19 protein-coding genes are annotated in these 25,714 nt (G+C 73.5%); 9 read left to right on the forward strand and 10 right to left on the reverse strand.

Annotated features, from left to right (window positions below):
• Positions 1-208: 208 nt before the first annotated feature.
• From ACFZCF_RS01915 to ACFZCF_RS01930, 4 genes are all read left to right on the forward strand, one after another.
• Positions 209-1,624 (forward strand): hypothetical protein, encoded by a 1,416-nt coding sequence (locus ACFZCF_RS01915; RefSeq protein WP_391283951.1) that lies wholly within the window; start codon positions 209-211, stop codon positions 1,622-1,624.
• Entirely contained in the window at positions 1,621-2,793 is a 1,173-nt protein-coding gene (locus ACFZCF_RS01920) for a hypothetical protein (protein ID WP_391283953.1), read from the forward strand. The genes ACFZCF_RS01915 and ACFZCF_RS01920 overlap by 4 nt, the downstream gene beginning before the upstream one ends.
• Positions 2,794-2,984: 191 nt before the next feature.
• Positions 2,985-4,016 carry a glutamine synthetase gene (glnII, locus tag ACFZCF_RS01925; RefSeq protein ID WP_391283955.1) on the forward strand — a complete coding sequence of 344 codons (1,032 nt, stop codon included), beginning with the start codon at positions 2,985-2,987 and terminating at the stop codon, positions 4,014-4,016.
• A 349-nt stretch (positions 4,017-4,365) separates the two neighbouring features.
• Positions 4,366-4,887, forward strand: coding sequence for a winged helix-turn-helix domain-containing protein (locus tag ACFZCF_RS01930; RefSeq protein ID WP_388439996.1), 522 nt, complete (start codon positions 4,366-4,368; stop codon positions 4,885-4,887).
• A 7-nt stretch (positions 4,888-4,894) separates the two neighbouring features.
• Here ACFZCF_RS01930 and ACFZCF_RS01935 read toward each other — a convergent pair whose 3' ends face one another.
• Both ACFZCF_RS01935 and ACFZCF_RS01940 read right to left on the reverse strand, forming a co-directional pair.
• The gene (locus tag ACFZCF_RS01935) at positions 4,895-6,322 is read right to left on the reverse strand and encodes a PepSY domain-containing protein (protein WP_391283958.1); all 1,428 of its coding nucleotides are present in this window, start codon (positions 6,320-6,322) and stop codon (positions 4,895-4,897) included.
• Positions 6,323-6,396: 74 nt separating this feature from the next.
• A complete protein-coding gene (locus ACFZCF_RS01940) occupies positions 6,397-7,131 on the reverse strand; it encodes a hypothetical protein (RefSeq protein WP_391283960.1) in 735 nt (244 codons plus the stop codon).
• A 146-nt stretch (positions 7,132-7,277) separates the two neighbouring features.
• On the opposite strand from ACFZCF_RS01940, the gene ACFZCF_RS01945 reads away from it, so the two are divergent.
• From ACFZCF_RS01945 to ACFZCF_RS01960, 4 genes are all read left to right on the forward strand, one after another.
• The gene (locus ACFZCF_RS01945) at positions 7,278-8,078 is read left to right on the forward strand and encodes a tyrosine-protein phosphatase (protein ID WP_391283962.1); all 801 of its coding nucleotides are present in this window, start codon (positions 7,278-7,280) and stop codon (positions 8,076-8,078) included.
• Positions 8,079-8,151: 73 nt separating this feature from the next.
• The gene (locus tag ACFZCF_RS01950) at positions 8,152-10,251 is read left to right on the forward strand and encodes a hypothetical protein (protein WP_391283964.1); all 2,100 of its coding nucleotides are present in this window, start codon (positions 8,152-8,154) and stop codon (positions 10,249-10,251) included.
• A gap of 70 nt (positions 10,252-10,321) precedes the next feature.
• Positions 10,322-11,206: a metal-dependent hydrolase gene (locus tag ACFZCF_RS01955; protein ID WP_388440011.1), complete on the forward strand. Its 885-nt coding sequence runs from the start codon at positions 10,322-10,324 to the stop codon at positions 11,204-11,206.
• Positions 11,206-12,270 (forward strand): 2Fe-2S iron-sulfur cluster-binding protein, encoded by a 1,065-nt coding sequence (locus ACFZCF_RS01960; RefSeq protein WP_391283967.1) that lies wholly within the window; start codon positions 11,206-11,208, stop codon positions 12,268-12,270. The genes ACFZCF_RS01955 and ACFZCF_RS01960 overlap by 1 nt, the downstream gene beginning before the upstream one ends.
• 4 nt (positions 12,271-12,274) lie before the next feature.
• On the opposite strand, the gene ACFZCF_RS01965 is transcribed toward ACFZCF_RS01960, so the two are convergent.
• Positions 12,275-12,640 carry a hypothetical protein gene (locus tag ACFZCF_RS01965; RefSeq protein ID WP_388440017.1) on the reverse strand — a complete coding sequence of 122 codons (366 nt, stop codon included), beginning with the start codon at positions 12,638-12,640 and terminating at the stop codon, positions 12,275-12,277.
• Between the two features lie 37 nt (positions 12,641-12,677).
• Between ACFZCF_RS01965 and ACFZCF_RS01970 the strand changes: the two genes are divergently transcribed.
• A complete protein-coding gene (locus tag ACFZCF_RS01970) occupies positions 12,678-13,403 on the forward strand; it encodes a TetR/AcrR family transcriptional regulator (RefSeq protein ID WP_388440019.1) in 726 nt (241 codons plus the stop codon).
• Here ACFZCF_RS01970 and ACFZCF_RS01975 read toward each other — a convergent pair.
• From ACFZCF_RS01975 to ACFZCF_RS02005, 7 genes are all read right to left on the reverse strand, one after another.
• Complete coding sequence (locus ACFZCF_RS01975; protein ID WP_391283969.1) at positions 13,388-13,720, reverse strand: 5-carboxymethyl-2-hydroxymuconate Delta-isomerase; 333 nt, start codon at positions 13,718-13,720, stop codon at positions 13,388-13,390. The two genes, ACFZCF_RS01970 and ACFZCF_RS01975, sit on opposite strands and share 16 nt — an antisense overlap.
• A 95-nt stretch (positions 13,721-13,815) precedes the next feature.
• Entirely contained in the window at positions 13,816-19,113 is a 5,298-nt protein-coding gene (gene pulA / locus ACFZCF_RS01980) for a pullulanase-type alpha-1,6-glucosidase (protein ID WP_391283971.1), read from the reverse strand.
• Positions 19,114-19,181: 68 nt separating this feature from the next.
• Positions 19,182-20,888 (reverse strand): carbohydrate-binding module family 20 domain-containing protein, encoded by a 1,707-nt coding sequence (locus tag ACFZCF_RS01985; RefSeq protein WP_391283973.1) that lies wholly within the window; start codon positions 20,886-20,888, stop codon positions 19,182-19,184.
• Positions 20,889-21,040: 152 nt separating this feature from the next.
• A complete protein-coding gene (locus ACFZCF_RS01990; RefSeq protein ID WP_388440030.1) occupies positions 21,041-22,105 on the reverse strand; it encodes a LacI family DNA-binding transcriptional regulator in 1,065 nt (354 codons plus the stop codon).
• Positions 22,093-23,751 carry a glycoside hydrolase family 13 protein gene (locus ACFZCF_RS01995; RefSeq protein ID WP_388440033.1) on the reverse strand — a complete coding sequence of 553 codons (1,659 nt, stop codon included), beginning with the start codon at positions 23,749-23,751 and terminating at the stop codon, positions 22,093-22,095. Before ACFZCF_RS01995 ends, ACFZCF_RS01990 begins: the two co-directional genes overlap by 13 nt.
• A 50-nt stretch (positions 23,752-23,801) precedes the next feature.
• Positions 23,802-24,686 carry a sugar ABC transporter permease gene (locus ACFZCF_RS02000; RefSeq protein ID WP_388440036.1) on the reverse strand — a complete coding sequence of 295 codons (885 nt, stop codon included), beginning with the start codon at positions 24,684-24,686 and terminating at the stop codon, positions 23,802-23,804.
• A complete protein-coding gene (locus ACFZCF_RS02005) occupies positions 24,683-25,696 on the reverse strand; it encodes a carbohydrate ABC transporter permease (RefSeq protein WP_388440039.1) in 1,014 nt (337 codons plus the stop codon). Before ACFZCF_RS02005 ends, ACFZCF_RS02000 begins: the two co-directional genes overlap by 4 nt.
• Between the last annotated feature and the right edge of the window lie 18 nt (positions 25,697-25,714).

Consider the following 25,714-nt stretch of genomic DNA (forward strand, 5'->3'; position numbering starts at 1 on the left):
GACCCGGAGCGGGGAGGACGTGGGGGCGGGGCCCAGAGGGCGCGGGGGAATGCGGTGGCGGTGACGGGCGGCGGCGTCTAGCGTGCTCGGGGTGCCGGCCGCGGGACTTCGGTACGACTTCCGATACCTGCCTGGTAAAGCAACGTCTTCGCTGTTCGTGCTTCCTCTCCCCGGCCGGCACTCCGACACGCGAGAGACAGGGGGCGTCGTGTCCGAGCTCGTCGCCGCGGAGGACGTGCTGCTGTTCGTCAACGCGGCCGTGACCGCGACCGGGCAGCGGGAGTTCAGGTCCTCCGCCGCCGAGCAGCGGCTGTCGCTCGCCTTCCTGCACGAGTACGTACGGGTCAACTACCGGCCGCTGTACGCCGCGTGCCTCGCGCTCGACATCAACGACCACAACGCCGCGCTCGTCGTCGAGCAGCTGCTGCGGACGCCGCGCGAGGCCGGGGACGGGGAGGGGCGCCTGGTCGCGGCCCGGCTGGCGCGGATGGCGCCGCAGCGGGTCTACCGGCTGTTCCGGACGCTCCGGAAGGCCGGGGTGAACAACCGGCGCACGCGCGCGATCGTGCGGGAGTGGCTGGCCGCCCGGCCGGATCCGGCGCTCGACGCCGTGAAGTACCGGCCCGGGGTCAAGGCCGCCCTCAAGCACGCCCACCTGCCGCCCGCCGACGCCGAGACCGGCGACTTCCTCTTCGCGCCGGGGCGCCGGGTGCGGTACGCGAACCGGACCCTGGAGGCGTACCGGCGGGCCCACTTCGCCGAGGAGGCGCTGTACGAGCTGCCGTTCACGGTCGCCGAGGGGTTCGCGGCGCGGCACGGGGTGGACCGGGCGGTGTTCCTGGAGCGGATCGCGCCCCGGATGACCCGGCTCGAACGGCTGCGCGGCGAGCGGGCCGCCGGGCGGCCCGCGGGCGCCCCGGACCTGGCGGGGATGCCGCTGACCCGGCTCGCGCTGTACGTGCTCGCGCTGCCGTTCGCGGAGCGGGCGGCGCGGCGGGCCGAGCTGACGGGGGCGCTGCGGGCGGCGGCACGGCGGGCGGCGGGGCCGTACGCGGGGAGCTGGGGGCGGGTCGCGGCCGTCCTCGACGACAGCTTCTCCTCGTCGGGTTCGGGCGTGAAGCGGCGCCGGCCGCTGGCGGTGGCGCTCGGCTGCCACTTCCTCCTGGAGGCGCTGGCGGCCCCGGGGGCGTACACCGGCCTGTGGACCTCGGGTGGTACGGATCCCCTGCTGGTCAGGCCGTACGGGCCCACTCCGCTGGGGATGCGGATCCTCGACGCGCTCGACGGCCGGCCCGAGCGGCTCGTGGTCGTCTCGGACGGCTGGGACAACGCGCCGCCGGGACTCGCGGGAGAGGTGCTGCGGGTGTGGCGGTCGCGGCTGGATCCGGAGCGGCGGACGGCGGCCGTGCACGTGAACCCCGTATACGACGCGGGGGTGTTCGACGTGCGCCGGCTGGGTCCTTCGGTGCCGGCCGTCGGGATCCGGGACGCGGAGGACCTGCCGGCGCTCGTGGAGATCGCCGGGTTCGCCGAGGGGCGGACCGGCCTGACGGAGCTGCGCGCCTATCTGGACCGGCGGGTGGCGGACTACCTCGCGGAGCACGGGAAGGCGGTGGGGCGGTGACCCGGATCGATCTGACGGGGCTCGACGTGCGGGCCGCGCAGGTGTGGGGCGGGATCCGGCTGGTGCCGCTGGTGCGGGAGGAGCCGGTCGACGGACTGCGGCTGCGCCGGGAGGTGTACGCCGCGCCGGGCGCGGTCGTGGACGGGTCCGGGGACGACGCCGTGGACGTGGGCGACGGCACCGTCTACACCTCGTACGTCCCGCACGGCTTCGTCGCCGACTGGTCCGGAACGGGCCGCGAGGAGGCGGCGTACGGGACGCGGCTCGGGGACGGGCCGGCCGCCGTCGTGCCCGTGCGCGCCCCGCACCACCGGCTGGCGAAGCGGCGGCGCGGGGAGCGCCGGCTGCGGTTCCTGCCGCTGCACCTCGCCCTGGACGGTTATCTGTCGCTGCACTTCGGCGGGCCGACGGTGCTGTGGGAGGAGTGGTCGCGGCAGGCGCTGCGGCGGGGCCTCTCGCCCCGGGCGGAGGCGGCGTACGCGGGCGTGGACGTGCCGGGTCTGGCGGAGGCGCTGCGGGTCTTCGAGGTGCACCCGGGCCAGTGCGGGGTGCTGGTGTACGCGGCGGACGCGCTGGCCGCGGCCTTCGTCGTGCCGCGTCCGGAGGACTACCGGCTGCTGCATCCGACGCTGGTGGAGGACCTGTACGGCGAGCTGGTCCACCAGTACGCGCACTACGGTGCGCCGGTGCCCGAGTTCACGGCCCGGATCCGGGACGGCGCCGGCGGTGTCCGGGACCTCGCCGGCCTGCGGGCGGCGGCCCGGGAGCAGGAGCGGCGCTGGGCGGTGGCGCACGACGGGCTGATGGCGCGGGACCTCCTGGAGACGCCGTACGCCTTCGAGCGGGTGTACCGGATGGGCTCCTTCTCGCTGTACCGCTTCCTGCCGCCGTTCCTGCGGGACGGGCGGGGGCAGCACATCGGCGAGCTGATCACCGACCACAAGGGGCGGACGGCCTACCTGAAGACGTTCCGCCTCTCGGACGCGCAGGTCAGACGGGGTTATCTGCTGCGCAGGCTGGCGTCGTGCGACTGGCATCCGGGGCGGACGGCGGAGGCGCTGGGCATCTCCGGCGAGGAGCTGGTCCGGCGGATCCGGGCGGCCGGTTTCGGTCCGCTGCTCGACGCCCACGGCCTCGCACGGGCGGCGCGCGCCTCGCGGGAAGGCTGAGTAACACGGGGTTCACAAACGGGCAACCACCGGGAAATCCCGTGTTGCGAAGCTGCGGTCACACGAAGGCGCCACGCGCGGCGGGCCGGGTCACCGGCCGGACGTTGGGCGCCGCCCCGCAGCTTCTCGCAGCGCCGCGAGCCGCCGCGGACGACACCCGCAGCAGCACGCCACGCCCTAAGGATGACCCCGTGACCTTCAAGGCTGAGTACATCTGGATCGACGGCACCGAGCCGACCGCGAAGCTTCGCTCCAAGACGAAGATCATCGCGGGCGAGGGGCTGCCGCTGGCGGAGCTGCCGATCTGGGGCTTCGACGGTTCCAGCACCAACCAGGCCAAGGGCCACGCCTCGGACCGCGTGCTCAAGCCGGTCTTCTCCTGCCCGGACCCGATCCGCGGCGGCAACGACGTGCTGGTGCTGTGCGAGGTCCTCAACACGGACATGACGCCGCACGAGTCCAACACGCGTGCCGCGCTCGCCGAGGTCGCCGCGAAGTACGCCTCCCAGGAGCCGATCTTCGGCATCGAGCAGGAGTACACCTTCTTCGAGGGCACCCGTCCGCTCGGCTTCCCGGTCAACGGCTTCCCGGCCCCGCAGGGCGGCTACTACTGCGGCGTCGGCGTGGACGAGATCCACGGCCGTCCGATCGTCGAGGCGCACCTGGAGAACTGCCTGAAGGCCGGTCTCGGCATCTCCGGCATCAACGCCGAGGTCATGCCCGGCCAATGGGAGTTCCAGGTCGGCCCGCTGGCGCCGCTGGAGGTCTCCGACCAGCTGTGGGTCGCCCGCTGGCTGCTGTACCGCACGGCCGAGGACTTCGACGTCGCCGCGACGCTCGACCCGAAGCCGGTGAAGGGCGACTGGAACGGCGCCGGCGCGCACACCAACTTCTCCACGAAGGCGATGCGCGAGGGCTACGACGCGATCATCACCGCCTGCGAGTCGCTGGGCGAGGGCTCGAAGCCGCTCGACCACGTCAAGAACTACGGCGCCGGCATCGACGAGCGCCTGACCGGTCTGCACGAGACCGCCCCGTGGGACGAGTACTCCTACGGCGTCTCCGACCGCGGTGCCTCGGTCCGCATCCCGTGGCAGGTCGAGCAGGACCGGAAGGGCTACATCGAGGACCGTCGCCCGAACGCGAACGTCGACCCGTACGTGGTGACCCGCCTCCTGGTGGACACCTGCTGCGAGGCGCTCGCCAAGGCCGGCCAGGTCTGATCGCCCGCCAGTTCCCCGAAGGTGCCCGCCGGTTCGCCGGCGGGCACCTTCGCGTGTGGCGGGCGTCTCGTCCCGTGGGCACCTCTTCGCTCCGGCGTTCCCTCCTGGTTTAATAGGGATATGGCCAGCATGGAGCGGAACGACAGCGCGCGGGGTCGCCACGACCTCGAGCCGTTCTGGCCTTCCCGTCAGCACCACGACTACGACCGGTGCTGTCGGCGCGTGAGGAACGCGTCGGCCCTCTAAAACCCCGACCGGAGCCCTGTCCGGTCCACGGCCTTCGGCCGACGCGCAGTGACGTACGACACCTGTCCGTCCGTTTCTTCCCGCGAGAAAGCCGAGACCTCCCATGGCCCAGATCCAGGCCGCCGCCCCGCTCGCCCCCGCCGCCCGCCCCCGCCTGCGCGCCGTCGCCCCCGACGAGGTCGCCGGGCTCGCCCGGGTCGCCGACTTCCTGCCGCCGGGCGCGACGCTGCTGCCCGCCCCTCCGCACGCCCTGCCCACGCTGCCCGGCCGGCCGCCGATGGTCGGCTACCTGGTGCTGCTGCCCGCCGAGCAGGAACCGCCCGCACCGGTGCCGGCCGGGTCCGAGGGGCCGGTCGCCATCGACGACGAGCGGCGGATCGCCTCCGTCGACGGGCGGGCGCTGGACCTGACGTACCTGGAGTTCGAACTCCTCGCCCACCTCGTCGCCCACCCGTACCGGGTGCACACCCGCGACCAGCTGGTGCAGACGGTGTGGGGGTACGGGCACGTGGGCGACGGGCGGACGGTCGACGTCCACGTGGCCCGGCTGCGCCGCAAGCTGGGCGCCGAGCACCGCCACACGATCCAGACCGTGCGGCGGGTCGGCTACAAGTACCTGCCCTGACCGCCGGCTAGCGCGTCCTCGCCCTCCGACCGGCCAGGGCGAGGACGAACTCGGCGCCGAGCAGCACCAGCAGGCTGAGGCCGAGCAGCGGGACGAACCAGCCGAGGAGCGCGGCCGTCGCGGCGAGCGGCAGCAGCAGCGTCACCGGCAGCCTCCGCCACGCGCCCCGGCCGACCGGGCGGCGGGGCCGGCGCAGCCACCACATGCGGTAGCCCCAGACGGTCATCAGGATCAGCGCGAGGGCGAGGGCGGCGAGCGCCAGCTGGTTGAACAGGCCCAGGAAGACGCCGGTGTGGGCGTCGATGCCGATCCGGGTGAGCTTAGCGAGCAGCGGGTACTCGGCGAAGGCGAGCCGGTCGAGGACGGTGCCGTCGGCGGGGTCCACGGCGACTTGGTCCAGCTCGACGGGGAACTGCTTGTCGGTCTCCTTGACCACGTAACCGCTGCCGTCGGCGGGCAGGGTGACGGCTATGGAGGCGCTGTCGATGCCGGCGGCGCGGGCGGCGGCGACGGCCCGGTCGACGCCGATGTCGGCGGTGGGCGCCGGGGCGGGGTCGGCCGGCGGGTGGCCGGGGCCGTGGCCCGCGTGCTCGCCGCCCGCGCCGGCCGTGCCGCCGGCGACACCGGCGGAGAGGGTGGGGGTGGCGCCGCCGAGCCGGTCCTGGAGGGCGCCGATGTTCTCGCCCGCGTACCGGGACCAGGTCAGGCCGGTCGCGGAGAGCAGCAGCAGGCCGAGGGCGGCCCAGAGGCCGACCGAGCCGTGCCAGGAGAGGGTGCGGCGGCGGGACGCGGGGCCGCGCTCCGGCACCAGCAGGGCCCGCCGCTTCGCGCGGCGCCGGGCGATCCAGAGGGCGAGGCCGCCGAGGACCAGCACGAAGAGCCAGCTCGCGGCGAGTTCGCTGTAGATCCGCCCGGGTTCGCCGAGGTGCAGGTCGCGGTGGAGGCCGTCGATCCAGGTGCGCAGCGGCAGGGCGCCGCTGCTGCCGTAGCTGGGCAGCTGCCCGCGCACCTCGCCCGTGTACGGGTCGACGAAGACGGCGAGCGAGGTGCCCTCGGGGGCGTCGGGGTCGGCCATCAGGACGCGGGTGGTCGCGCCCGGTTCCGCGCCGGGCCAGACGGCGGTGACGGTGCCGTCCGGGTTCGCCGCGCGGGCGAGGTCCGTCTGGCGGTCCAGCGGGAGGACGGCGTCGCCGACCGGTACGGAGAGCTCGTGCGCGTACACGGCCTTCTCGGCCTGGAAGGAGAGCGCGTAGAGCAGCCCGCTGAGGGCGGCGACGAGCAGGAACGGGGCGGTGAGGAGACCGGCGGTGAAGTGGAGTCGGAGGAGAAGGGGCCGGAGGGCGGTCCAGGCGCCGGCGCGGGACGGCGGGGCGGCCGGCTTCTCGGCTGTCGCGGCGTCTGCCGCGTCGGGGCGTGCGGGATCGTCGATGGTCATGACTGTCCTCGGAGTCTCGTGAGGGTTCCGGTGGGGGCCTGCCGTCGGGCAGGGGGAAGCGGCCCCCGGCGGCGTCAGACGAGCGGACCGAGGACCGTGGCGCGGGTGAGGGGCCGGCGGGGCGGCCCCCTCCGGGAGAGGACGGACGCGAGGACGACGACGTGCGGCCGCCGGGCGCCCCGGCGCGGCCGGCGCACCGGGCGGCGCGGGTCACAGGGGACGGCGACGGGCCCGAGGGGTGCGGCGAAGAGCCGTCGGAGCGGCCGGGACGCCCCTTCCGCCAGCGCGAAGAACGCGGCCTCGCCGCGCGCCAGCCACAGCCCGCAGACCAGCGCGGCCAGCAGGTGCGCGGCGAGCATTCCTCCTCCCCCGTCGAGGACGGAGGAGAACGAGGAGAGGGAGGGGAAGGAGGAGGGGAGGGCGACGGTCGACGAGGAGTCGAGCAGCCCTTCGGGAGCGGTGCCGCCATGGACACCGTGCGTCCCGTGCGCCCCCGGCGTCCCGTACGAGCCGTGGGCTCCGTGGTCCGTCGCCGTCGCCGGTGCGGTCCCGTGGGCGCCCGTCAGCGAGAAGGTCAGGTGGAGGACGGCCTGGGCGGCCAGGGTGCCGGCCGCGCAGGCGACCGGGCCGCGCCGGCGGCCGGCCGCGCACCAGGCGCCGGCGGCCGTGACGGCGAAGGCGGCGAGGAGCGCGGACGGGTCGAGCACATGGGCAGACAGGGACGAATGCCCCACCGCTGCCAGAACGACGCACACGACCGCGAACAGGGCGGCTCTCAGGGCGCGCAGCGGCGAGAGGGGATGCGTCATCGGGGACATGCTGTCACCCGCCGCAGGAGTCCGGCAGACCGCCTCCGGGTGGTACGGAACGGACTACTTCGGCTGCTGGTGCCGAGTGGGGTCCCGGCCGTTACGGTCGGGTGAGAGCGACCCGTCCCCTCGGAGGAGTACCGCCCATGCCCGCGATCGCCGCCGCCTCCGTCGCCAACCTCCGGGACCTCGGCGGGGTGCCGCTGGGCCGCGGGCGGTCGGTGCGCGACGGCCTCGTCCTGCGGTCGGCGCAGCTGGACCGTCTCGAACCGGACGAGGCGGCGGTGGCGGCGCTGAAGCTGCGGACCGTCGTCGACCTGCGGACCGCGGCCGAGCGCGCCGACCGGCCCGACCGGCTGCCGGACGGCGCCCGGCTGCTCGTCGCGGACGTGCTCGCCGACCACCTGGCGGCCAGCGGGCTGCCTCCGGCCGCGCGGCTGAAGACGCTGCTCACCGATCCGGCGCTCGCCGAACGTCACCTCGGCGGCGGACGGATCATCGAGGCGATGCGGGGGACCTACCGAGCCTTCGTCGGCAGCCCCTCGGCCCGCGCCTCCTACCGTGCCCTGCTCGTCGAGCTGGCGACGCCGGGGGCCGGGCCGCTGCTCTTCCACTGCACGGCCGGGAAGGACCGCACGGGCTGGGCGGCGACGGTGGTGCTCACCCTGCTGGGCGCGGACGAGGCGACGGTGCGGGAGGAGTACCTGGCCGTGAACCCGGCGGTGCGGCAGGCGTTCGCGCCGATGATCGAGGGGTTCGTCACCCAGGGCGGCGACCCGGACCTGGCACTGGCGATGATCGGAGTGCTGCCGGAGTACCTGGACGCGGGGTTCGAGGAGGTCGCGGCGCGGCACGGTTCGATGGAGGCGTACGTACGGGACGGGCTCGGGGTGCCGGACGGGACGATCGCGCTGCTCCGGGAGCGGTTGACGGTCCACGCGGCCTGAGGCGGTCCGGCGGCCCGGGCGGCGCGCGGCCCGCCCGGGGTGACCATCGCAAGAATCGCTCGTTCTGCTGAACGTGAGCACCCAGGATCTCGTCCCCTCGCCCGTGGGCCCCGTCGACGTCGAGCAGGCCGAGGCCGCCCTCGTCGAGCGCTATCCGCGGCTCGTACGCATCGCCTACCTGGTCCTGCCGCCCGCCATGCCCCGCACGCGCCGGGTGCTGACCGCGCACGCGCTGGTCCAGCGGGCGCTGCCGCGCCGGCGGGTTCCGGGGCCCGCCGTGCCGGAGGCCCGGCGGCCCGAGGACGCGGTGGACCCGGGGTACGCGTACGTGCGGGGCGAGGTGCTGCGGCAGGCCCTGGTCGCCGGGCTGCCGCTGCGGCGGTTCGCCCTGCCGCGCCGGGCGCAGCTGCCGCCGCTGCTGCCGCAGGTGTGGGGGCTGCGGCTGTTTCCCCGGGCGGGCGGGGCGGACGAACTCGCCCTGGACCAGCTGCTCGCCGGGCTCTCCGCCCCGGCCCGCGCCGCGTACGTGCTGCGCGGTCTGGAGCGGCAGGGCGACGCGGAGGTCCTCCGGGTACTGGCCGCGGCGGGTGCCGCGGATCCGAGGGCCGCGCTGGAGGAGCTGGCCGCGCTGGAGGAGGACGAGGAGGCTCCGGGCCCCGCCGGGCGGGTGGCCGAACAGGCCGGACCCGGGCGGGTGGCCGAGCAGGCCGGGCCCGGGCGCGTGGCCGAACAGGCCGGACCAGGGCGGGTGGCCGAACAGGCCGGACCAAGGCGGGCGTCGGTCTCTCCCGCCGCTCCCTCCCCCGCCGCCGCGACCCGGCTCGGCGGGGCCTCGTTGCTGGAGTCGCCGGAGTTCGACCCGTGCGCCCTCCAGGCGCGGCCCGGGGACCTGCTGCGGCGGCGGCAGCACGGGCGGGCGGTGCTGGTCGGGGCGGTGGCGCTGCTCGTGTGCGGGGCGCTCCTCGGGCTGCCGGGCGACGGCTGGGGCAGAAACGGTGCTGCGGCGCCCAGTTACGCCCGCAACCCCGCCGCCGAGGCCGCGCTCGACCCGGCGAACGTGCGGCGGGTCGCGCCGGCCGTCTGGCCCGGGGCCGTACGGCGGGACTTCTCGGTGTGGCCGGCGCGCGGGGAGCTCGCCGGGGACGCGCCGCTGCTGCGGCGGGCGCTCGCGGTGTGGGCGCGGCCCGGCGGCGCGGTGGAGTCCTCGGCGACGCCGGGCACACCGGTCGGGCCGCCGATGGGGCCGCCCCAGCTGCTGTTCGCGGGGCGGGTGGACGCGGCCCGGGTGGTGCTCTTCCACGACGGGTTGCGGATCGTGCGGTACGCCGAGCCGGTGGAGGGGACGGCGGGCGCCGCCCTCGACTTCGCCCGCGCGGACGGCGCGGAGGGGCCGGGGGCGAGCGCGGTCGTGGTGACGCGGGCGGCGGGCAACGTGCGGTACCTGACCGCGCCCTGGGTGACCGGGACGGCCGTGCGGGACCTGCTGATGCCGGGCAAGGAGCCGTGGGCGCTGCGGCGGGACGCGCGCGGGGTGACCGACGCGGTGCCGAGCCCGGCGCTCGCGAAGGAGTGCGCGCGGTGGAACACGCTTCAGGTGGCGGACGGTTCCGGCGGCCGGCTGCTCGGTGACCTCGGCGAGCTGGTGCCGGCCCGGCTGCTGTGGGGGCCGCCCGGCGCGCCGGTGGACGCGACGGGCCGGGAGGCGCGGGCGGTGTGGGCGCGGACGGCGTGTCAGCTGACGACGGTGCTCGGGCAGGGGGTGGGCTCGGTGCGGGCCTGGCGGTTCGCCCGGCAGTCGCTGCCGGAGGGCGCGGGGCGGGCGGCCTGGGTGTGCACGCGGGCGGAGACCTGGCGGGGCACCGGCAGTCGGGTCCTGGCGCAGTTCCTGCCGCCGGACCCGAAGGTCCCGGCCGCGCTCGCCGCCCGCGCGCAGGACGCGCCCGCCTGCGGGGTTCGGGAGCCGAGGGTGCTGGCCGGGGCGCTGTGGCAGGCGCCGGCCGGTGGCTGGTACGTGCTGGCCGCGGGCGGCCCGGACGTGGCGTCGGTGCGGGTCGAGGGCGGGGTGACGGCCCGCGCGGAGGGACCGGTCCTGGCGGCGGAGGCGGAGGCGGGTGCCCGCGCGGAGCTGAGCGCCGCCCTGGAGGACGGCCGCCGCCTGCCCGCCCTGGGCTGAGCGGGCCCGGGCCCCAAAAAGCCGCCGCACGACTCTGTTCCCCGTGCTTACCCCTCAGTACATTGACGACATGTCTAATACGCAGCCTGCACCGGTGGCGTCGGAACACGTCGAGCTCAAGGCCCGCAAGGTCGCCTTCGACTGGCAGGAGACACCTCTCCACTGGGTTCCCGGCGACCCCTTCACCACGCACACGATCAACGTGCTGCACCTGCTCCTCCCGGCCGGGGAGCGGTGGTTCGTGCACGTCTACCAGCAGGCGCTGCCGTACATCACCGACGACCGGCTCCGCGAGGACGTCATCGGCTTCATCGGGCAGGAGGCCGTGCACGCGCAGGCGCACGACGACGTGCTGCCGCACCTGCGCCGGCAGGGGCTCGACCCGACGCCGTACACCGCGCAGGTCGACTGGTTCTTCGAGAAGCTGCTCGGCGACCGGACGCTGCCGCCGGGCCGCGCCCGCCGATGGTGGCTGATGGAGCGGGTCGCGCTGATCGCCGCGATCGAGCACTACACCGCCTTCCTCGGCGACTGGGTGCTGGGCGCCGAGGAGCTGGACCGGCGCGGCGCCGACCCCATGATGCTGGACCTGCTGCGTTGGCACGGCGCGGAGGAGGTCGAGCACCGGGCGGTCGCCTTCGACCTCTTCATGCACCTCGACGGCGGCTACCGGCGCCGCGCCCGCACCTGGGCGCTCGCCTTCTCCGCGCTCGTCTTCCTCTGGCAGCGCGGGGTCCGCTTCTTCATGGAGAACGACCCGAGCCTGCTCGACCCGAAGGTCGCCTGGGCCGACTTCTACCGCAAGGGCCGCCAGGGCGTGCTGCCGTCCACCCCGGACATGCTGCGCTCGATCCCCCGTTACCTGAGCCGCGCCTACCACCCCTCCCAGGAGGGCGACACCGCGCGGGCCGTCGCCTACCTCGCCTCCTCCCCCGGCGCCAACGGAGGCCGCTGATGCCCCGGTCCACCACCGTCGCCCTCGTCGTCGGCGCCGCGCTCCTCGTCCGCCGGGCGGTCCGCTCGCGGATGAGGACCGCGCCGCTGTGGCCGATGCCGTCCCTGGAGACGCCGGTCTCCGGGTACGGGCGCGGGGCGACCGTCCCCCGCCGGGTGCTCGTCACCGGGCGGGCCGTCCCCGCCGAGGGCGTCGTCGAACTGCGTCTGGAGGGCGAGCGGCTGCCGTCCTGGGAGCCGGGCGCCCACATCGACGTCGTGCTCCCGTCGGGACGGGTGCGGCAGTACTCGCTCTGCGGCGACCCGGCCCAGGCGGACGTCTACCGGATCGCGACCCGGCTCGTCGACGAGGAGCGGGGCGGCCGGGGCGGCTCCCGCGAGGTGCACGAACAGCTGCACGAGGGCGTCGAGTTGGAGATCCGGGGACCCCGCAACCGCTTCCCGCTGGCCCACTCCCCCGCGTACGTCTTCGTCGCCGGCGGCATCGGGATCACCCCGGTCCTGCCGATGGCCAGGGCCGCCGAGGCGGCGGGCGCGGACTGGCGGCTCGTGTACTGCGGCCGGTCCCGTGCCACCATGCCGTACCTGGCCGAGCTGGTCCGGCTCGGCGGCGACCGCGTCACGGTGGTCGCGGAGGACGAGGAGGGGTATCCGGACCTGTCCTTCCTGGCGCAGGTGCCGGCCGAGACGCAGGTCTACTGCTGCGGCCCCGACGGACTGATGGACGCCGTCTCCGCCGCGCTGCCGACGGGCCGCACCCCGTGCCTGGAGCGCTTCTCGGCCCTCGCCGCCCCCGCCGGCGGGACCGCCTTCGAGGTCGAACTCCGGCGCTCCGGGCGGACGGTGGCCGTCGCCGCCGACCAGTCGGTGCTCGCCGCCGTGCGGGAGGAGGTGCCGGGCCTCATGTACTCGTGCACGCAGGGCTTCTGCGGCACCTGCCGGCAGACCGTCCTGGAGGGCGAGGTCGACCACCGGGACGAGCTGCTCACCGACGCGGAGCGGGCGGACTCGATGCTGATCTGCGTCTCGCGCTGCGCCGGCGGGAAGCTCGTCCTGGACCTCTGACCCCTCAGGGCAGGATCAGCCAGTCGAAGGCGAGGGCGGCCGCGAGGCCGCCCACGAGCAGCCAGGTCCCGAGCCGGGTGCGGCCGTTGCGGGCCAGCTCGATGACGACCCCGCAGAGGATCATCGCGAGGCCGTAGACACCGACGACCAGCACGGAGGTCCGGCTCGCGAGGCGGATCACCAGGATGACGCCCATCGCCACCAGCAGGACCGAGGCGGCGGCCACGCGCAGCCGTCTCGCCTGCTTGGGGCTCATGCCCCCGCCGGGCGTCCCCTCGCCCTCCAGCGCCTCCTGCGCCTCGTCGGGCTCGTCCGGCCCGGCGGTCTCGGGGTTCTCGGCGGCCGGGGTGTCCTGGTCGGAAGCTGTCATGGACGAGGAGCGTAACGGACCCCGATAGGCTGTTCGTATGACGACCGGTGTGCGGCGCAGGATGGGCGTCGAGGAGCGCAAGCAGCAGCTGATCGGGGTGGCCCTCGAACTCTTCAGCAGCCGCTCCCCCGACGAGGTCTCCATCGACGAGATCGCCGCCGCCGCGGGCATCTCCCGGCCGTTGGTCTACCACTACTTCCCCGGCAAGCAGAGCCTGTACGAGGCGGCGCTGCGGCGCGCGGCCGACGAGCTCGCGGCGCGTTTCCTGGAGCCGCCGCAGGGCCCGCTGGGGGCGCGGCTGCTGCGGGTGATGGGCCGGTTCTTCGACTTCGTCGACGACCACGGCCCGGGGTTCGCGGCGCTGATGCGGGGCGGTCCCGCGGTGGGTTCGTCGACGACCAACGCGATGATCGACGAGGTGCGGCAGGCCGCGTACGAGCAGATCGTGGCGCATCTCGGGGTCGCGGACCCGTCGCCGCGGCTCGAACTGGTCGTGCGGTCCTGGGTGTCGCTGGCGGAGTCGACGGCGCTGCTGTGGCTGGACGGGCGGCGGGTGCCGCGCGCGGAGCTGGAGCGGAAGCTGGTGCACGACTTCGCGGCGCTGACGGCGGTGAGCGCGGTCCACGACGAGCAGGCGGCGGCGGTGCTGACGGCGGTCCTGGCCGACGAGCCGGCGGACGGCCCGTTCGCGGAGCTGGTGGGCCGGCTGCTCGCGCTGGCGCCGGCCCCCCTGCCCGCGGTGCCGGATCAGGCCTTGCGGTAGGCGCTTTCGAGGTCGCGGACCTCGACGGCGAGGCGGACGCCCTCGGCCCCCGCGAGGTGTCGTGTCAGCAGCCCGAGCACGAGCTTGGCGAGCTGGCCCTTGAGGGCGTCGTGCCGCCCCCACGCCAGGGCGATCTCGACGTTGACCATGGCGGCGTCGGTGCTGCCGTCGCCGACGACGGTCTCCGCGACCTCGCGGAAGCGGGTCTTGCAGTTGCCGACGGAGGTGTTGACGGTCTCCGCCACGAGGCCGTGGAGGTCGAGGGCGAAGGCCCGCCGGTCGAAGGGGACGGAATGGTCGACGGTGATCTGCGGCATGACGGCCTCTCGTGCGGGTGCGGGGTGTCCGGCCACAGCCTCACCACGGAGGTCCCGGCCGCACAAGGACGGCCGGGACCTCCGCGACGACTTGGTCAGGTCGTGGCGGCCTTGAAGACCGCGACCGTGCGGGCCGGGACCGTGAAGGTGCCCGAACCGGCCTCGTAGGAGGCGGACCTGGTCACCGCGTCGGAGCCGTCGGCCTGGACGGGGTGCAGGCCGTAGGCCGTGCCGGCCAGGGCCGCGACCGTCTGCTTCCGCTCGCCCGGCGTCGCGTTGAAGACGACGACGAGGTCGCCGAGGCGCATGGTGATCACGCCCGGGGTCTCGTCGGTGCCGGAGAGCGGGAAGGAGAGCCGCTCCTGGACCTGCCCGGCCGTGGCCAGGGAGAAGCCGGGCTCGGTGGCCCGGATCCGCTGGAGGTCCCGGTAGGCGGCCGAGGCGCCGTCGATCTCGTCGCAGCCGACCGTCAGATTCGGGTGGGTGAGGAGCGGCTTGCCGTAGCCCCACTTGGCCTTGTTGTCGGCGGCCGGCGGGAGGCCGATGCCGAAGCCGTTGCCGTCGCGGCAGTCCCAGTGGATCGAGTTGAACCAGTCGCCGCTGTCGTAGGAGTTGCGGTCGAGGGACTTGGAGCGGAGCAGGTCGGTGCCGGCCTGGGAGAGCGACGGGCCCTGGGACAGGGTGGCGGTGGCCATGGCGACGACCTGCATGCGGGCCCGGTCGGCGGCGGAGGTGCCGGCCGGCAGCTTGAACGCGAGGGCGTCGTAGAGGGTCTCGTTGTCGTGGGCGTCGGCGTAGGCGAGGGCGTCGCCGGGGGCGGCGGCGTAGCCGGCCGGGGCGCCGTTGTAGTCGACCTCGGAGCCCTTGACCGTGCGCCCGGAGGTGTCGGTGAAGGAGTAGGAGGCGAGGTTGCCGCTGAGGCCGACCTTGATGAGGTCCTGGTAGTGCAGGAGGCGGGCCTTCTGCTGCTCCGGGGTGCCGTTGGCGGTGGAGGCGTTGGGGTCGGTGTAGAGGCCGGAGGCGAAGCCCTGGACGCCGGGGTCCTCGTCGAAGGGGCCGCCGCCGCGGACGGCGTCGCGGGCCCGGTCGGAGAAGGTGGCGATGCCGGTGCCGGCCATGTTCTTCTGGGTGGCCTGGACGAAGCGGGCGTCGTCGGCGATCTCGCCGAAGTTCCAGCCCTCGCCGTAGAGGACGATCGCCTTGCCGTCGACGCCGTCCTTCTCGACGGTCAGGGCGTCGAGCGCCTTGCGGACGGCGAGGATGTTCTCCTTCGGGTGGTGGCCCATGAGGTCGAAGCGGAAGCCGTCGACCTTGTACTGCTTCGCCCAGGTGACGACCGAGTCCACGACGAGCTTGCCCATCATGGCGTTCTCGGGCGCGGTGTTGGCGCAGCAGGTGGAGGTGGCGACGGTGCCGTCGGCCTGGAGGCGCTGGTAGTAGCCGGGGACGATCCGGTCGAGGACGGACTTGTCGGACTGTCCGGCGGCGACGGTGTGGTTGTAGACGACGTCCATGACGGTGCGCAGGCCCTGGCCGTTGAGGGCCTGGACCATCTGCCGGAACTCGACCGTGCGGCGGGTGCCGTCGGGGTCGGTGGAGTAGGAGCCCTCGGGGACGGTGTAGTGCAGCGGGTCGTAGCCCCAGTTGTAGGCGTCCTTCGCGGCGGCCTCGGCGACGCAGGCCTGCTGCTCCTCGGAGTCGGGGGCGTAGACCTTCAGGTCGCAGGCGGGTTCCTTCTGGTCGGACTTCTTCTCGGGGATGGTGCCGATGTCGAAGGCCGGGAGGAGGTGGACGTAGTTGGTGCCGGAGTCGGCGAGGGCCTTGAGGTGCCGCGAGCCCTTGCTGTCCTTGTCGGTGAAGGCGAGGAAGGTGCCCTTGTGGGCGGCCTCGGCGGTGGGGTCGGCGATGGAGAAGTCGCGGACGTGGAGTTCCTGGATGCGGGCGTCGCGCAGCGGCACGGCGGCCGGCTTCGCCAGGCTCTTCCAGCCGGCCGGGGCGAGCTTCGGGTCGGCGAGGTCGACGACGAGGCTGCGGGCGGAGTCGGCGGTGAGGGCGGTCGCGTACGGGTCGGTGACGCGGTTCTCGACGAGCTTGCCGACGGTGGGCGCCCAGACCTTGACGACGTACCGGTAGGGCTTGCCGTTCCAGGAGCGGTCGCCGGTGACGGACCAGACGCCGCTGGTGTCGTCGCGCCGCATGCGGACGGTCCTGCCGTCGAGCTCCAGGGCGACGGACTGGGCGGTCGGGGCCCACACGGAGAGGGTGGGGCGGCCGCCGCGGAAGACGGGGCCGAGGGCCCGGGAGGTGGCCTCGGCCGCGTACAGGTCGTCGAGGACACCGGCGGTCTGCACGCCGGTGGCGGCGAGCAGGGCGCCGTTGGCGGCCCGCTGGGTGGCGAGCAGCTGGCCGCGCAGGGAGGCGCGGACGCGGTCGGCGTCGCGGGGGTCGACGGTGAAGGCGGGGTAGTCCTTGAGGTGCGGGAACTTCGCCTTCTGGGCGTCGGTGAGGCTGCCCGCGTTGAGCCGGAGCCACCGGCCCTCACCGCTGAGGGCGCCGTCGGTGACGGTGATGCCGCCGTCGGGGGCGTGGACGAGCTGCTGGCTGGTGGAGTCGTTCGCCTTCACCTTCCACACGACGGTGTTCCGGTCGATCCACTGGGCCTCGGCCTTGCCGAGGTCGAGGGCGGGGGCGCCGCCGGAGGTCGGCAGGAGGTGCTTCGGCTGTCCGGCGAGGAGCCACACCTCGTGGCCGGTGGCGGCCAGGTCGAGGGACTGGTCGGTGGGGAGGTCCTTCTCGTCGCCCTTGTGGAGGATGTACGAGAGGGAGGTGGCGCCTTCGGCGAGCGGCACCTCGTAGACGGCTCCGTAGGCGTCGACGCGGGTGGGAAGCAGGGGCTTGGACCAGTCGGTGGGCTGGGCGGCGCCGGTCCACAGGTGGAGGCCCCAGCCGTCGTAGTTCCCGTCGGCGCGCTGGTAGTGGATGACGGCCTTGGTCTTGTCCGGCGCGGTGGGGGCCGGGTTGGTGTCGGACTGGCCGGCCTGCCCCTGGGTGATCCAGACCTCGCCGGTGCGGCCGAGGTCGATGGTGCGCTGCGGGCCGTCGGCGGCGCCGTCCTTCTCGACGGTGTACGGGACGGAGGAGGCGCCCTCGGGGAGCTTGACCCAGGCGAAGGCGCCGTGGGCGTCGCGGCCGGTGAAGGCGGCCTTCTGGCCGGCGGCGTTCAGGGTCCAGCCGTCGTAGTTCCCGTCCTCGCGCCGGTAGTGGACGATCGCGTAGGGGCGCTCGACGGCGATGGGCTTCTCGGGGGCCGGGGGCGCGCCCGCGGTGGTGGCGGCGGTGGTGCTCGCGGTGTGTCCGGCGGCGTCGACGACGACGGCCTTGTAGCGGAGCGGGGTGCCGGCGGGGGCGGTCACGTGCTGGGTGACCTTGTAGGGGGCGTGGTCGGCGGTGCCGAGGGTCTGCCAGCGGCCGTTGCCGACCTGGGCGGCGAAGACGACGCGGCTGAGGGCGTCGCCGGTGACGTCGGCGGTGAGTTCGACGGTGCCGGTGGAGCCGGCGGCGGGGGCCTTCAGGGCGACGGACGGCTTCGCGGTGACGGCCGGGAGGGGCCGGTCGGCCTTGAGGACGAGGGTGGAGAGGGCGGGGACGGTGACGGTGACCTTGCCGTCCTTCGCGGTGACGGCGCCCCGGCCGCCGTACAGGGTGCGGAAGGAGGCGGAGTCGACGGGGATGTCGACGGTCTTCGGCTCGGTGGCGCCGTTGGCGGCGACCAGGTACTCGACGCGCTGCCGCGCGTCGGTGCGGGAGGCGGCGTAGACGGAGCCTTCGGCGAGGCGTTCGCGCTGGACGCCGTCGCGGAGGGCGGGGTGTTCGCGGGTGAGCTTCGACAGGCCGGCGATCGACCGGTAGAGCGGGTGGCCGGTGTCGTAGGCGTCGGTGTCGTGGCCGCGGTCGGTGCCGAGCCGGTCGTCGTCGAGGTAGTCGGCGACCCGGGTGGCGAAGAGCGGCTGGCGGGCGTCCTTGTCGCCGCCGGCGCCGGTGAAGCCCTGCTCGTCGCCGGAGTAGACCACCGGGTTGCCGCGGGAGAGGAACATCAGCTCGTTGGCGAGGGTGGCGCGGCGGAGGAGTTCGGCGTCGGAGGCGTTCGGGTTGTCCTGCTCGAGGAAGGTGCCGAAGCGGCCCATGTCGTGGTTGCCGAGGAAGGTGACCTGCTCGTAGGCGTTGGCCTTGTCGGTGGTGTAGCGGTAGTCCTCGGCGAAGACCTTGGCGAGGCGGTCTGCGCCGGATCCCTGGGAGGCGAAGGCGCGGGCGGCGTCCTGGAAGGGGAAGTCGAGGGTGGCGTCGAGCCGGCCGCGGGTGACGTAGGGCGCGGTGACGGTGGTGTCGGCGGAGTACACCTCGCCGAACATGAAGAAGTCCTCGCGGCCCCGCTTCTTGGCGTAGGCGTCGAGGGCGGTGGCCCACTGGGTCCAGAAGTCGAGGTCGACGTGCTTGACGGTGTCGATGCGGAAGCCGTCGATGTCGAAGTCGCGGACCCATGTCTCGTAGATCCGCTTCATGCCCTCGACGACCTCGGGGCGTTCGGTCCACAGGTCGTCGAGGCCGACGAAGTCGCCGTACTCGGCGGATTCGCCCTGCCAGGTCGAGTCGCCGCGGTTGTGGTACATCGTGGGGTCGTTGAGCCAGGCGGGGACCTTGTCGCCGGTCCGCTCGACGGGGGTGTACGGGAAGGAGTCGGCGTCGACCTTCCCGATCGCGGCGCGGTCGTCGAAGGGGCGGCCGTCCTTGTCGAGGTACGGGTAGGCGCCCTTGGGGCGGTAGCCGTACTTCTTCTCGGCGTAGTCGACGGTGTCGGCGGTGTGGTTGGTGATGACGTCGAAGAAGACCTTCATGCCCTTGGCGTGGGCGGCGGCGATGAGCTTCTTGAGGTCGTCGTTGGTGCCGAAGTGCGGGTCGACCTGGGTGAAGTCGGTGATCCAGTAGCCGTGGTAGCCGGCCGAGGCGTCCTTGCCCTCGCCCTGCACGGGCCGGTTCTTGAAGATCGGCGCCATCCAGATGGCGGTGGTGCCGAGGCCCTTGATGTAGTCCAGGCGCCGGGTGAGCCCCTTGAGGTCGCCGCCCTGGTAGAAGCCCTTGTCGGTGGGGTCGAAGCCGGTGGCGGTGCGGCTGCCGGTGAGGCCGCCCTTGTCGTTGGAGGTGTCGCCGTTGGCGAACCGGTCGGGCAGCACGAAGTAGAACTGCTCGCGGGTGAGGTCCTGGCGGGCCGGTTCGGCGGCGAGGGTCCGGTCGGACGGCGGGGCCGGCGGGCGGGGCGCGGCGGTCGCGGGCAGGGCCGGGACGAGCGCGGCGACGAGGGCGGCGGCGAGCGCCGCTGCCGTTCGCTTGGGTATCACGGGGGCTCCCTGGAGGTACGGGAAGAGGGGGCCGCCCCGGTCGGGGCGGCCCTGCGGAGGGAGGGGGCTCAGTTGCGGAAGGTGTCGTTCAGGACGACCTGGCCGGAGGCGGGGACGGTCGCGGTGCGGTTGGCGCCGGACTCCCAGGTGACGTTCCCGGCCGCGTCCTTGCGGACGTACTTGTACTCGAAGGCCGTGCCGGCGGGGAGGTTCACCGTCAGCTTCCACACCGGGTAGGCGGCGGGGTCGAGCTTGGGGGCGGCGGCCGGGGCCCAGTTGCCGAGCTCGGGGCGGTTGCCGACCACGTGGATGTTCTGGCCCGGGGCGGTGGTGGCCGTGACGTTGAAGGAGGCGCCGGCGGTGGCGGGCGGCGTGGTCGGCGGGGTGGTGCCCGTGCCGCAGTTCATCGCGCCGGTGTGGAGCGCGAGGGCGGTGTTCGCGGCGAGGGTGGCCGTGAACTGGCCGGAGGCGTTGACGGTGACGGCGGTGTTCGACTGCACGTCGCAGTAGGTGCCGGCCGGGAGGGAGGTCTGGAAGGTGCGGGTGAGGGCGGAGGACTCGTGGTTGATGGCCACGTAGGCCTTGGAGCCGCGGCCGAACGCGATCGCGTTGTTGCCGTTGTCCCACCAGCCGGTGACGGCCTCGCCGCGGGCGGTGTTGCGGAAGGCGACCATGGAGGAGATCTCGCGCCAGGCGTGCTGGCACTTCCAGCCGTCGCTGTAACAGGCGTTCATCTGACCGCCGTTGGGCGGGCCGGCGTCCTTGTCGGTCCACTCGTAGCCGGAGTGGACGTCGGGGGAGCCGTAGGGCCAGGCGAGCATGAAGACGGAGGCGAGGGTGTAGTTCGCGCCGTCCTTGTAGCTGAGGGTGTCACCGCCGCGCTCGGTGTCGTGGTTGTCGACGAAGACGCCGGACTGGCCGGAGGGCATGTGGCCCCAGGCCTCGCCGAAGTTCTTGAGGTAGGCGAGCTTCTCGTTCTGGAGGACCCGCTTGAGGTCGCGGGCGTAGCGGAACTCCTGGACGTCGCCGCTGCCGAGGTATTCGCTCGGGGAGACGGCCTCGCCGGCGCCGTGGATGGCCTCCAGCTTCCAGTAGACGCCGGGGTTCGTCAGCTTGGCCTTGATGGCGGCGAGGTCGGCGGCCGGCATGTGCTTGGCGGCGTCGACGCGGAAGCCGTCGACGCCCAGCGAGAGGAGGTCGTTGAGGTAGCCGGCGATCTTCCCGCGGACGTACTCCTCGCCCGTGTCGAGGTCGGGGAGGCCGACGAGTTCGCAGTTCTGGACGTTGGCCCGGTCCTGGTAGTTCGCGATGGTGGACCGGCAGTCGTCCATGTCGGCGCCGGAGTAGAGGCCCGGGTAGTCGTACTTGGAGAACGGGGTCCCGCCCGTTCCGGTGCCGGAGCCGTTGGCCATGTGGTTGATCACCGAGTCCGCGATCACTTTGACGCCGGCGGCGTGGCAGGTGTTCACCATGTTCGCGAAGGCGGTGCGGTCCCCGAGCCGTCCGGCGATCTTGTAGCTGACGGGCTGGTACGAGGTCCACCACTGGCTGCCCTTGAGGTGCTCCTGGGGCGGGGAGACCTGGACGTAGCCGTAGCCGGCGGGGCCGAGGCGGTCGGTGCACTCCCGGGCGACGGAGGCGAAGTTCCACTCGAACATCACCGCGGTGACGTCCTTGGTGCCCGGCGGGGTGGCCTGGGCCGGGGCGTTCGCCGTGACGGCCGCAGCGGCTCCCGCCACGAGGGCGAGTGCAGCGGCCACGGTCTTTCTTGCCATGCTTCCTCCTGTACGACGACCCTGTCGTGTCGAGAGCTGTTCGCAAGAAGTTGCCGAAATTCTCAGCAACTGTTTTCAGCCGCGACCGTAGGGGCGTACAGGCGTGCGGTCAATACTTCGCGCACGCCCACCGCAAGGGATTGCGCAAGGAGTTACGCCGCGTGCGGCGGCTGCGCGGTGGACCCGCGCACGACCAGCTCCGGCTGGAAGACGAACTCGGTGCGCTGCACCGGACTGCCCTCGATCTCCTCCAGGAGCGCGCCGACCGCCGCCGTCGCCATGGCCTGCACGGGCTGGCGCACGGTGGTCAGGGGCGGATCGGTGAAGGCGATCAGCGGGGAGTCGTCGAAGCCGACGACGGAGACGTCCCGGGGGACGTCGAGGCCCCGGGCGCGGGCCGCCCGGACCACGCCGAGCGCCATCAGGTCGGAGCCGCAGACGATGCCCGTGCACCCCTCGTCCAGCAGGCTCTCGGCGGCCGCGTGCCCGCCCTCGACGCCGAACAGGGTGGACCGCACGAAGCGTTCGGCGTCTCCCCGCTCCACGCCGAGGGACTCGTACAGCTCGGCGGCGAAGCCCTCGGCCTTGCGGCGCGAGGGCACGTAGCGGGTGGGGCCGATGGCGAGGCCGATCCGCTCGTGCCCGAGCTCGGCCAGGTGCCGCACGGCCATCCGGGCCGCGGCCCGGTCGTCAGGGGAGACGAAGGTGGCGTCGATCCGTTCGTGGTAGCCGTTGATGAGGACGTACGGCACGCCCCGCTCGGTCAGCCGGCCGTACCGCGCCGGGTCGGCGGAGGCGTCCGCGTGCAGCCCGGAGAGGAAGACGATGCCGGCCACTCCGCGCTCGACCAGTTGATCGACCAACTCGTCCTCGGTGGCGCCGCCGGGCATCTGGGTGCAGAGCACCGGCGTGTAGCCGTGCCCGGCCAGGACCTGCTCGACGACCTGCGCGAAGGCCGGGAAGATCGGGTTGGTCAGCTCGGGCACCACGAGCCCGACGAGGCCCGCGCTGCGGCGTTTGAGCCGTACGGGACGCTCATAGCCGAGCACGTCGAGCGCCGCGAGCACCTTGTGCCGGGTCGCGCCGGCCACCCCCGCCTTGCCGTTGAGGACGCGGCTGACGGTGGCCTCGCTCACCCCGGACTGGGCCGCGATGTCCGCGAGCCGCGGGGCGCCGTTGCCGGTGCCCCGCGGCGGGGGGATCGTCACACCGCCCACCAGACGGTGGTGTCGGCGGGGATCACCACGGTGTCCTCGTCGGCGGCGACGCGGACTTCCTCGTTGGAGAGGAGATACCGGCCGGGCAGCGGGACGGTGATGGCCCGGCCGGTGGTGTTGGCGGTGCAGACGAAGCCGTCGCGGCGGAAGGAGAGCACACCCTCGGGTGCCTCCAGCCACTCCACGGCCTCGCCCGCACCGAGTTCGGGGCGCTCGCGTCGCACGGCGAGCGCGCTGCGGTACAGCTCCAGGGTGGAACCGGGGTCGCCGGTCTGCGCCTCGACGCTCAGGCCACCCCAGGCCGCCGGCTGCGGCAGCCAGGAGCCGCCGTCGCCGAAGCCGTACGAGGAGCCCTCGACGGTCCACGGGATCGGCACCCGGCAGCCGTCGCGGAAGCCGTCCTGGCCGGTGGCCCGGAAGAAGGACGGGTCCTGGCGCACCTCGTCGGGCAGGTCGGTGACGTCCGGCAGGCCGAGCTCCTCGCCCTGGTACACGTACGCGGAGCCGGGCAGTGCCAGCATCAGCAGGGTCGCGGCGCGGGCCCGGCGCAGGCCGAGCTCACGGTCGCCGGGGGTGCGCAGCTGGGTGCCGAGGCCCGCCGGGTTGGCGAAGCGGGTGGCGTGCCGGGTGACGTCGTGGTTGGACAGCACCCAGGTGGTGGGGGCGCCGACCGGGCGCATCGCGGCGAGCGAGGCGTCGATGACGGTGCGGAGCTCGGTCGCGTCCCAGTGGGTGCCCAGGTACTGGAAGTTGAAGGCCTGGTGCATCTCGTCGGGGCGCACGTAGTTGGCGGTGCGCTCGACGGTCGGGGTCCAGGCCTCGGCGACGAGGATGCGCTGCCCGTCGTACTCGGCGAGGATCCGGCGCCAGGAGCGGTAGATCTCGTGGACGCCGTCCTGGTCGAAGAAGGGCATGACGTCGTTGCCGAGCAGCTTCAGCTGGTCGTGGGCGCCGATGTCCGGCAGGCCCGCCGCCTTGACCAGGCCGTGGGCGACGTCGACGCGGAAGCCGTCGACGCCCATGTCGAGCCAGAAGCGCAGGATCGAGCGGAACTCGTCGCGGACGGCCGGGTGCTCCCAGTTGAAGTCCGGCTGCTCGGGGGCGAAGAGGTGGAGGTACCACTCGCCGTCGGCGACCCGGGTCCAGGCGGGGCCGCCGAAGATGGACTCCCAGTCGTTGGGCGGGAGTTCGCCGTTCGCGCCCTGGCCGGGGCGGAAGTGGTAGCGCTCGCGCAGCGGGGAGCCGGGGCCCTCGCGTAGCGCGCGCTGGAACCACTCGTGCTGGTCGGAGGAGTGGTTGGGGACCAGGTCGACGATGATGCGCAGGCCCAGGTCGTGGGCCTCGCGGATCAGGGCGTCGGCGTCGAGCAGCGAGCCGAACATCGGGTCGATGGCCCGGTAGTCGGCGACGTCGTACCCGGCGTCGGCCTGGGGGGAGGCGTAGAAGGGGGAGAGCCACACGGCGTCGACGCCGAGCTCCTTGAGGTACGGCAGCCGGCTGCGGATGCCCTCCAGGTCGCCCATGCCGTCGCCGTTGCCGTCGGCGAAGCTGCGCGGGTAGACCTGGTAGATCACCGCGTCTCTCCACCAGCCGGTGTCGGTGCCGGTGGTGGGGGCGTCGGCGGCGGTGGCGAGGTGCTGGGTCATGTCTTCCCTGAGAGGTAAGGAGGGGCGTACGGGATCGGCGTTCAGGGCCGTCAGCCCTTGACGGCACCGGCGGACATGCCGGTGACGAGGTGGCGCTGGGCGAAGAGGAACACCAGGGCCGCGGGGATGGCGATGAGGACGGAGGCCGCCGTCATCGGACCCCACTGGGCCCCGTACTGGTTGACGAACTTCTGCAGGCCGCCGGCGAGCGTCAGGTTCTCGTCGCCGACCATGAAGGCGGAGGCGTAGGCGACCTCGCCCCAGGCGGTGATGAACGAGTAGAAGGCGGTCACCGCGATGCCCGGCTTGGCGAGCGGCAGGATCAGCCGCCAGAAGGTGCCGAAGGGGGTGAGCCCGTCGACGTACCCCGACTCGTCGATCTCGCGCGGGATGCCGTCGAAGAAGCCCTTCATCATCCAGGCGCAGAAGGGGACGGCGATGGTCAGGTAGGTGATGACCAGGCCGGCCGACTGGTTGAGCAGCCCCAGCGACGCCATGATGTTGTAGATCGGCACGATGAGGACGGCGACCGGGAACATCTGCGTGATGAGCAGGGTCCACATCAGGCCGCGCTTGCCGGGGAACCGGAAGCGGCTGACGGCGTAGCCGGTGGTGGCGGAGATGAACACGCCGACGACGGTGGTGAGTCCGGCGACGAGGAGCGAGTTCCCGAACCAGGTGAGGAACGGGGTGTCCCTCAGCAGGTTCGTGTAGTTCTCGAACGTCGTCTCCTTGAAGAAGTCCGTCGTGGTGGCGTACTTCGCGGGCTTGAGCGAGGTCAGCAGGACCCACAGCACCGGGAAGACGGCGACCACGGAGGCGACGATCAGGGTGGCGTGCAGCGCCACCGAGGCGAGCGGCGAACGGCGGCCGCGGAGCGGGGCGTTCACGGTCGGGGCCGCGGCGTCGCGGGCCGTGGGGGTCGTGGTGGTCACCAGACTTCTCCCTGCTTGCGGAGGACGCGCTGGTAGATCGCGGCGAAGATCATCAGGAGCACCAGGATGAGGACGCCCCACGTGGACGACTGGGCGAAGTCGCGCGGGCTGATCTCGAAGGAGAACTTGTACGCCTGGGTGACGAGGATCTGGGTGGCCTCGCCGGGCCCGCCCCGGGTGAGCAGGAAGATCACCGGGAACATGTTGAAGGTCCAGATGGTGGAGAGCAGCAGGACCGTGGTGGAGACGGAGCGCAGGCCCGGCAGGGTGATGTTGCGGAAGCGCTGCCAGGCGTTGGCGCCGTCCATCTCGGCGGCCTCGTAGAGCTCGCCGGGGATGGACTGGAGGCCGCCCAGGAGGGCCACCATCATGAAGGGGACGCCGAGCCAGACGTTGACGGCGATGACGGCGAACTTGGCCATCAGCGGGTCGTTCAGCCACGGCACGGCGTCGAGGCCGATTCCGGAGAGGACCTGGTTGAGCAGGCCGCGGCGCTCGTCGTAGAGGAAGCGCCAGGCGAAGACCGAGACGAAGCCGGGGACCGCCCAGGGCAGGATGATCATCATCCGGTAGGCGGAGCGGCCGGCGATCCTCCGGTTGAGGATGTTGGCGAGGGCCAGGCCGAGGGCGAAGGTGATCGCCACACAGGAGACGGTCCAGACGACCGTCCAGCCGAGGGTGCCGAGGAACTGGCCGCCCGTGATCGCGTCGGTGTAGTTGTCCAGGCCGATGAACTCGTAGGTGGCCGGGATCTCGTTGACGCCGATGGTCCGCGCGACGTTGCGCTCGTTGGCGTCGGTGAACGACAGGTAGATGCCGCGGACCAGCGGATAACCGATGATCACGCCGATCACGACCACCACCGGGGCGACCATCGCCCAGGCGTACCAGTGGGTGGCGAGGGAGCGCTTCGCCGCCCGTCGCGGGTTACCAGTTCCGCGGCTCCGGCCGCGGGCGACGTGCGCGCCCGCGGCCTTCGCCACCGACTGGCTGGGAGTGTCCACAGCCATCAGCCGGCCTGCCCTTCC

The sequence above is a fragment of the Streptomyces sp. NPDC007945 genome (genome assembly GCF_042958885.1).
Taxonomy (GTDB): domain Bacteria; phylum Actinomycetota; class Actinomycetes; order Streptomycetales; family Streptomycetaceae; genus Streptomyces.

What these genes read in the sequence shown, in the direction of transcription:
- ACFZCF_RS01940 (WP_391283960.1), bottom strand. Translation starts at nt 7,131, where the DNA reads ATGACGCATCCCCTCTCGCCGCTGCGCGCCCTGAGAGCCGCCCTGTTC.
- ACFZCF_RS01995 (WP_388440033.1), bottom strand. Translation starts at nt 23,751, where the DNA reads ATGACCCAGCACCTCGCCACCGCCGCCGACGCCCCCACCACCGGCACC.
- ACFZCF_RS01955 (WP_388440011.1), top strand. Translation starts at nt 10,322, where the DNA reads ATGTCTAATACGCAGCCTGCACCGGTGGCGTCGGAACACGTCGAGCTC.
- ACFZCF_RS01935 (WP_391283958.1), bottom strand. Translation starts at nt 6,322, where the DNA reads ATGACCATCGACGATCCCGCACGCCCCGACGCGGCAGACGCCGCGACA.
- ACFZCF_RS01960 (WP_391283967.1), top strand. Translation starts at nt 11,206, where the DNA reads ATGCCCCGGTCCACCACCGTCGCCCTCGTCGTCGGCGCCGCGCTCCTC.
- ACFZCF_RS01985 (WP_391283973.1), bottom strand. Translation starts at nt 20,888, where the DNA reads ATGGCAAGAAAGACCGTGGCCGCTGCACTCGCCCTCGTGGCGGGAGCC.
- ACFZCF_RS01965 (WP_388440017.1), bottom strand. Translation starts at nt 12,640, where the DNA reads ATGACAGCTTCCGACCAGGACACCCCGGCCGCCGAGAACCCCGAGACC.
- ACFZCF_RS01945 (WP_391283962.1), top strand. Translation starts at nt 7,278, where the DNA reads ATGCCCGCGATCGCCGCCGCCTCCGTCGCCAACCTCCGGGACCTCGGC.
- ACFZCF_RS01975 (WP_391283969.1), bottom strand. Translation starts at nt 13,720, where the DNA reads ATGCCGCAGATCACCGTCGACCATTCCGTCCCCTTCGACCGGCGGGCC.
- ACFZCF_RS01930 (WP_388439996.1), top strand. Translation starts at nt 4,366, where the DNA reads ATGGCCCAGATCCAGGCCGCCGCCCCGCTCGCCCCCGCCGCCCGCCCC.
- ACFZCF_RS02005 (WP_388440039.1), bottom strand. Translation starts at nt 25,696, where the DNA reads ATGGCTGTGGACACTCCCAGCCAGTCGGTGGCGAAGGCCGCGGGCGCG.
- ACFZCF_RS01970 (WP_388440019.1), top strand. Translation starts at nt 12,678, where the DNA reads ATGACGACCGGTGTGCGGCGCAGGATGGGCGTCGAGGAGCGCAAGCAG.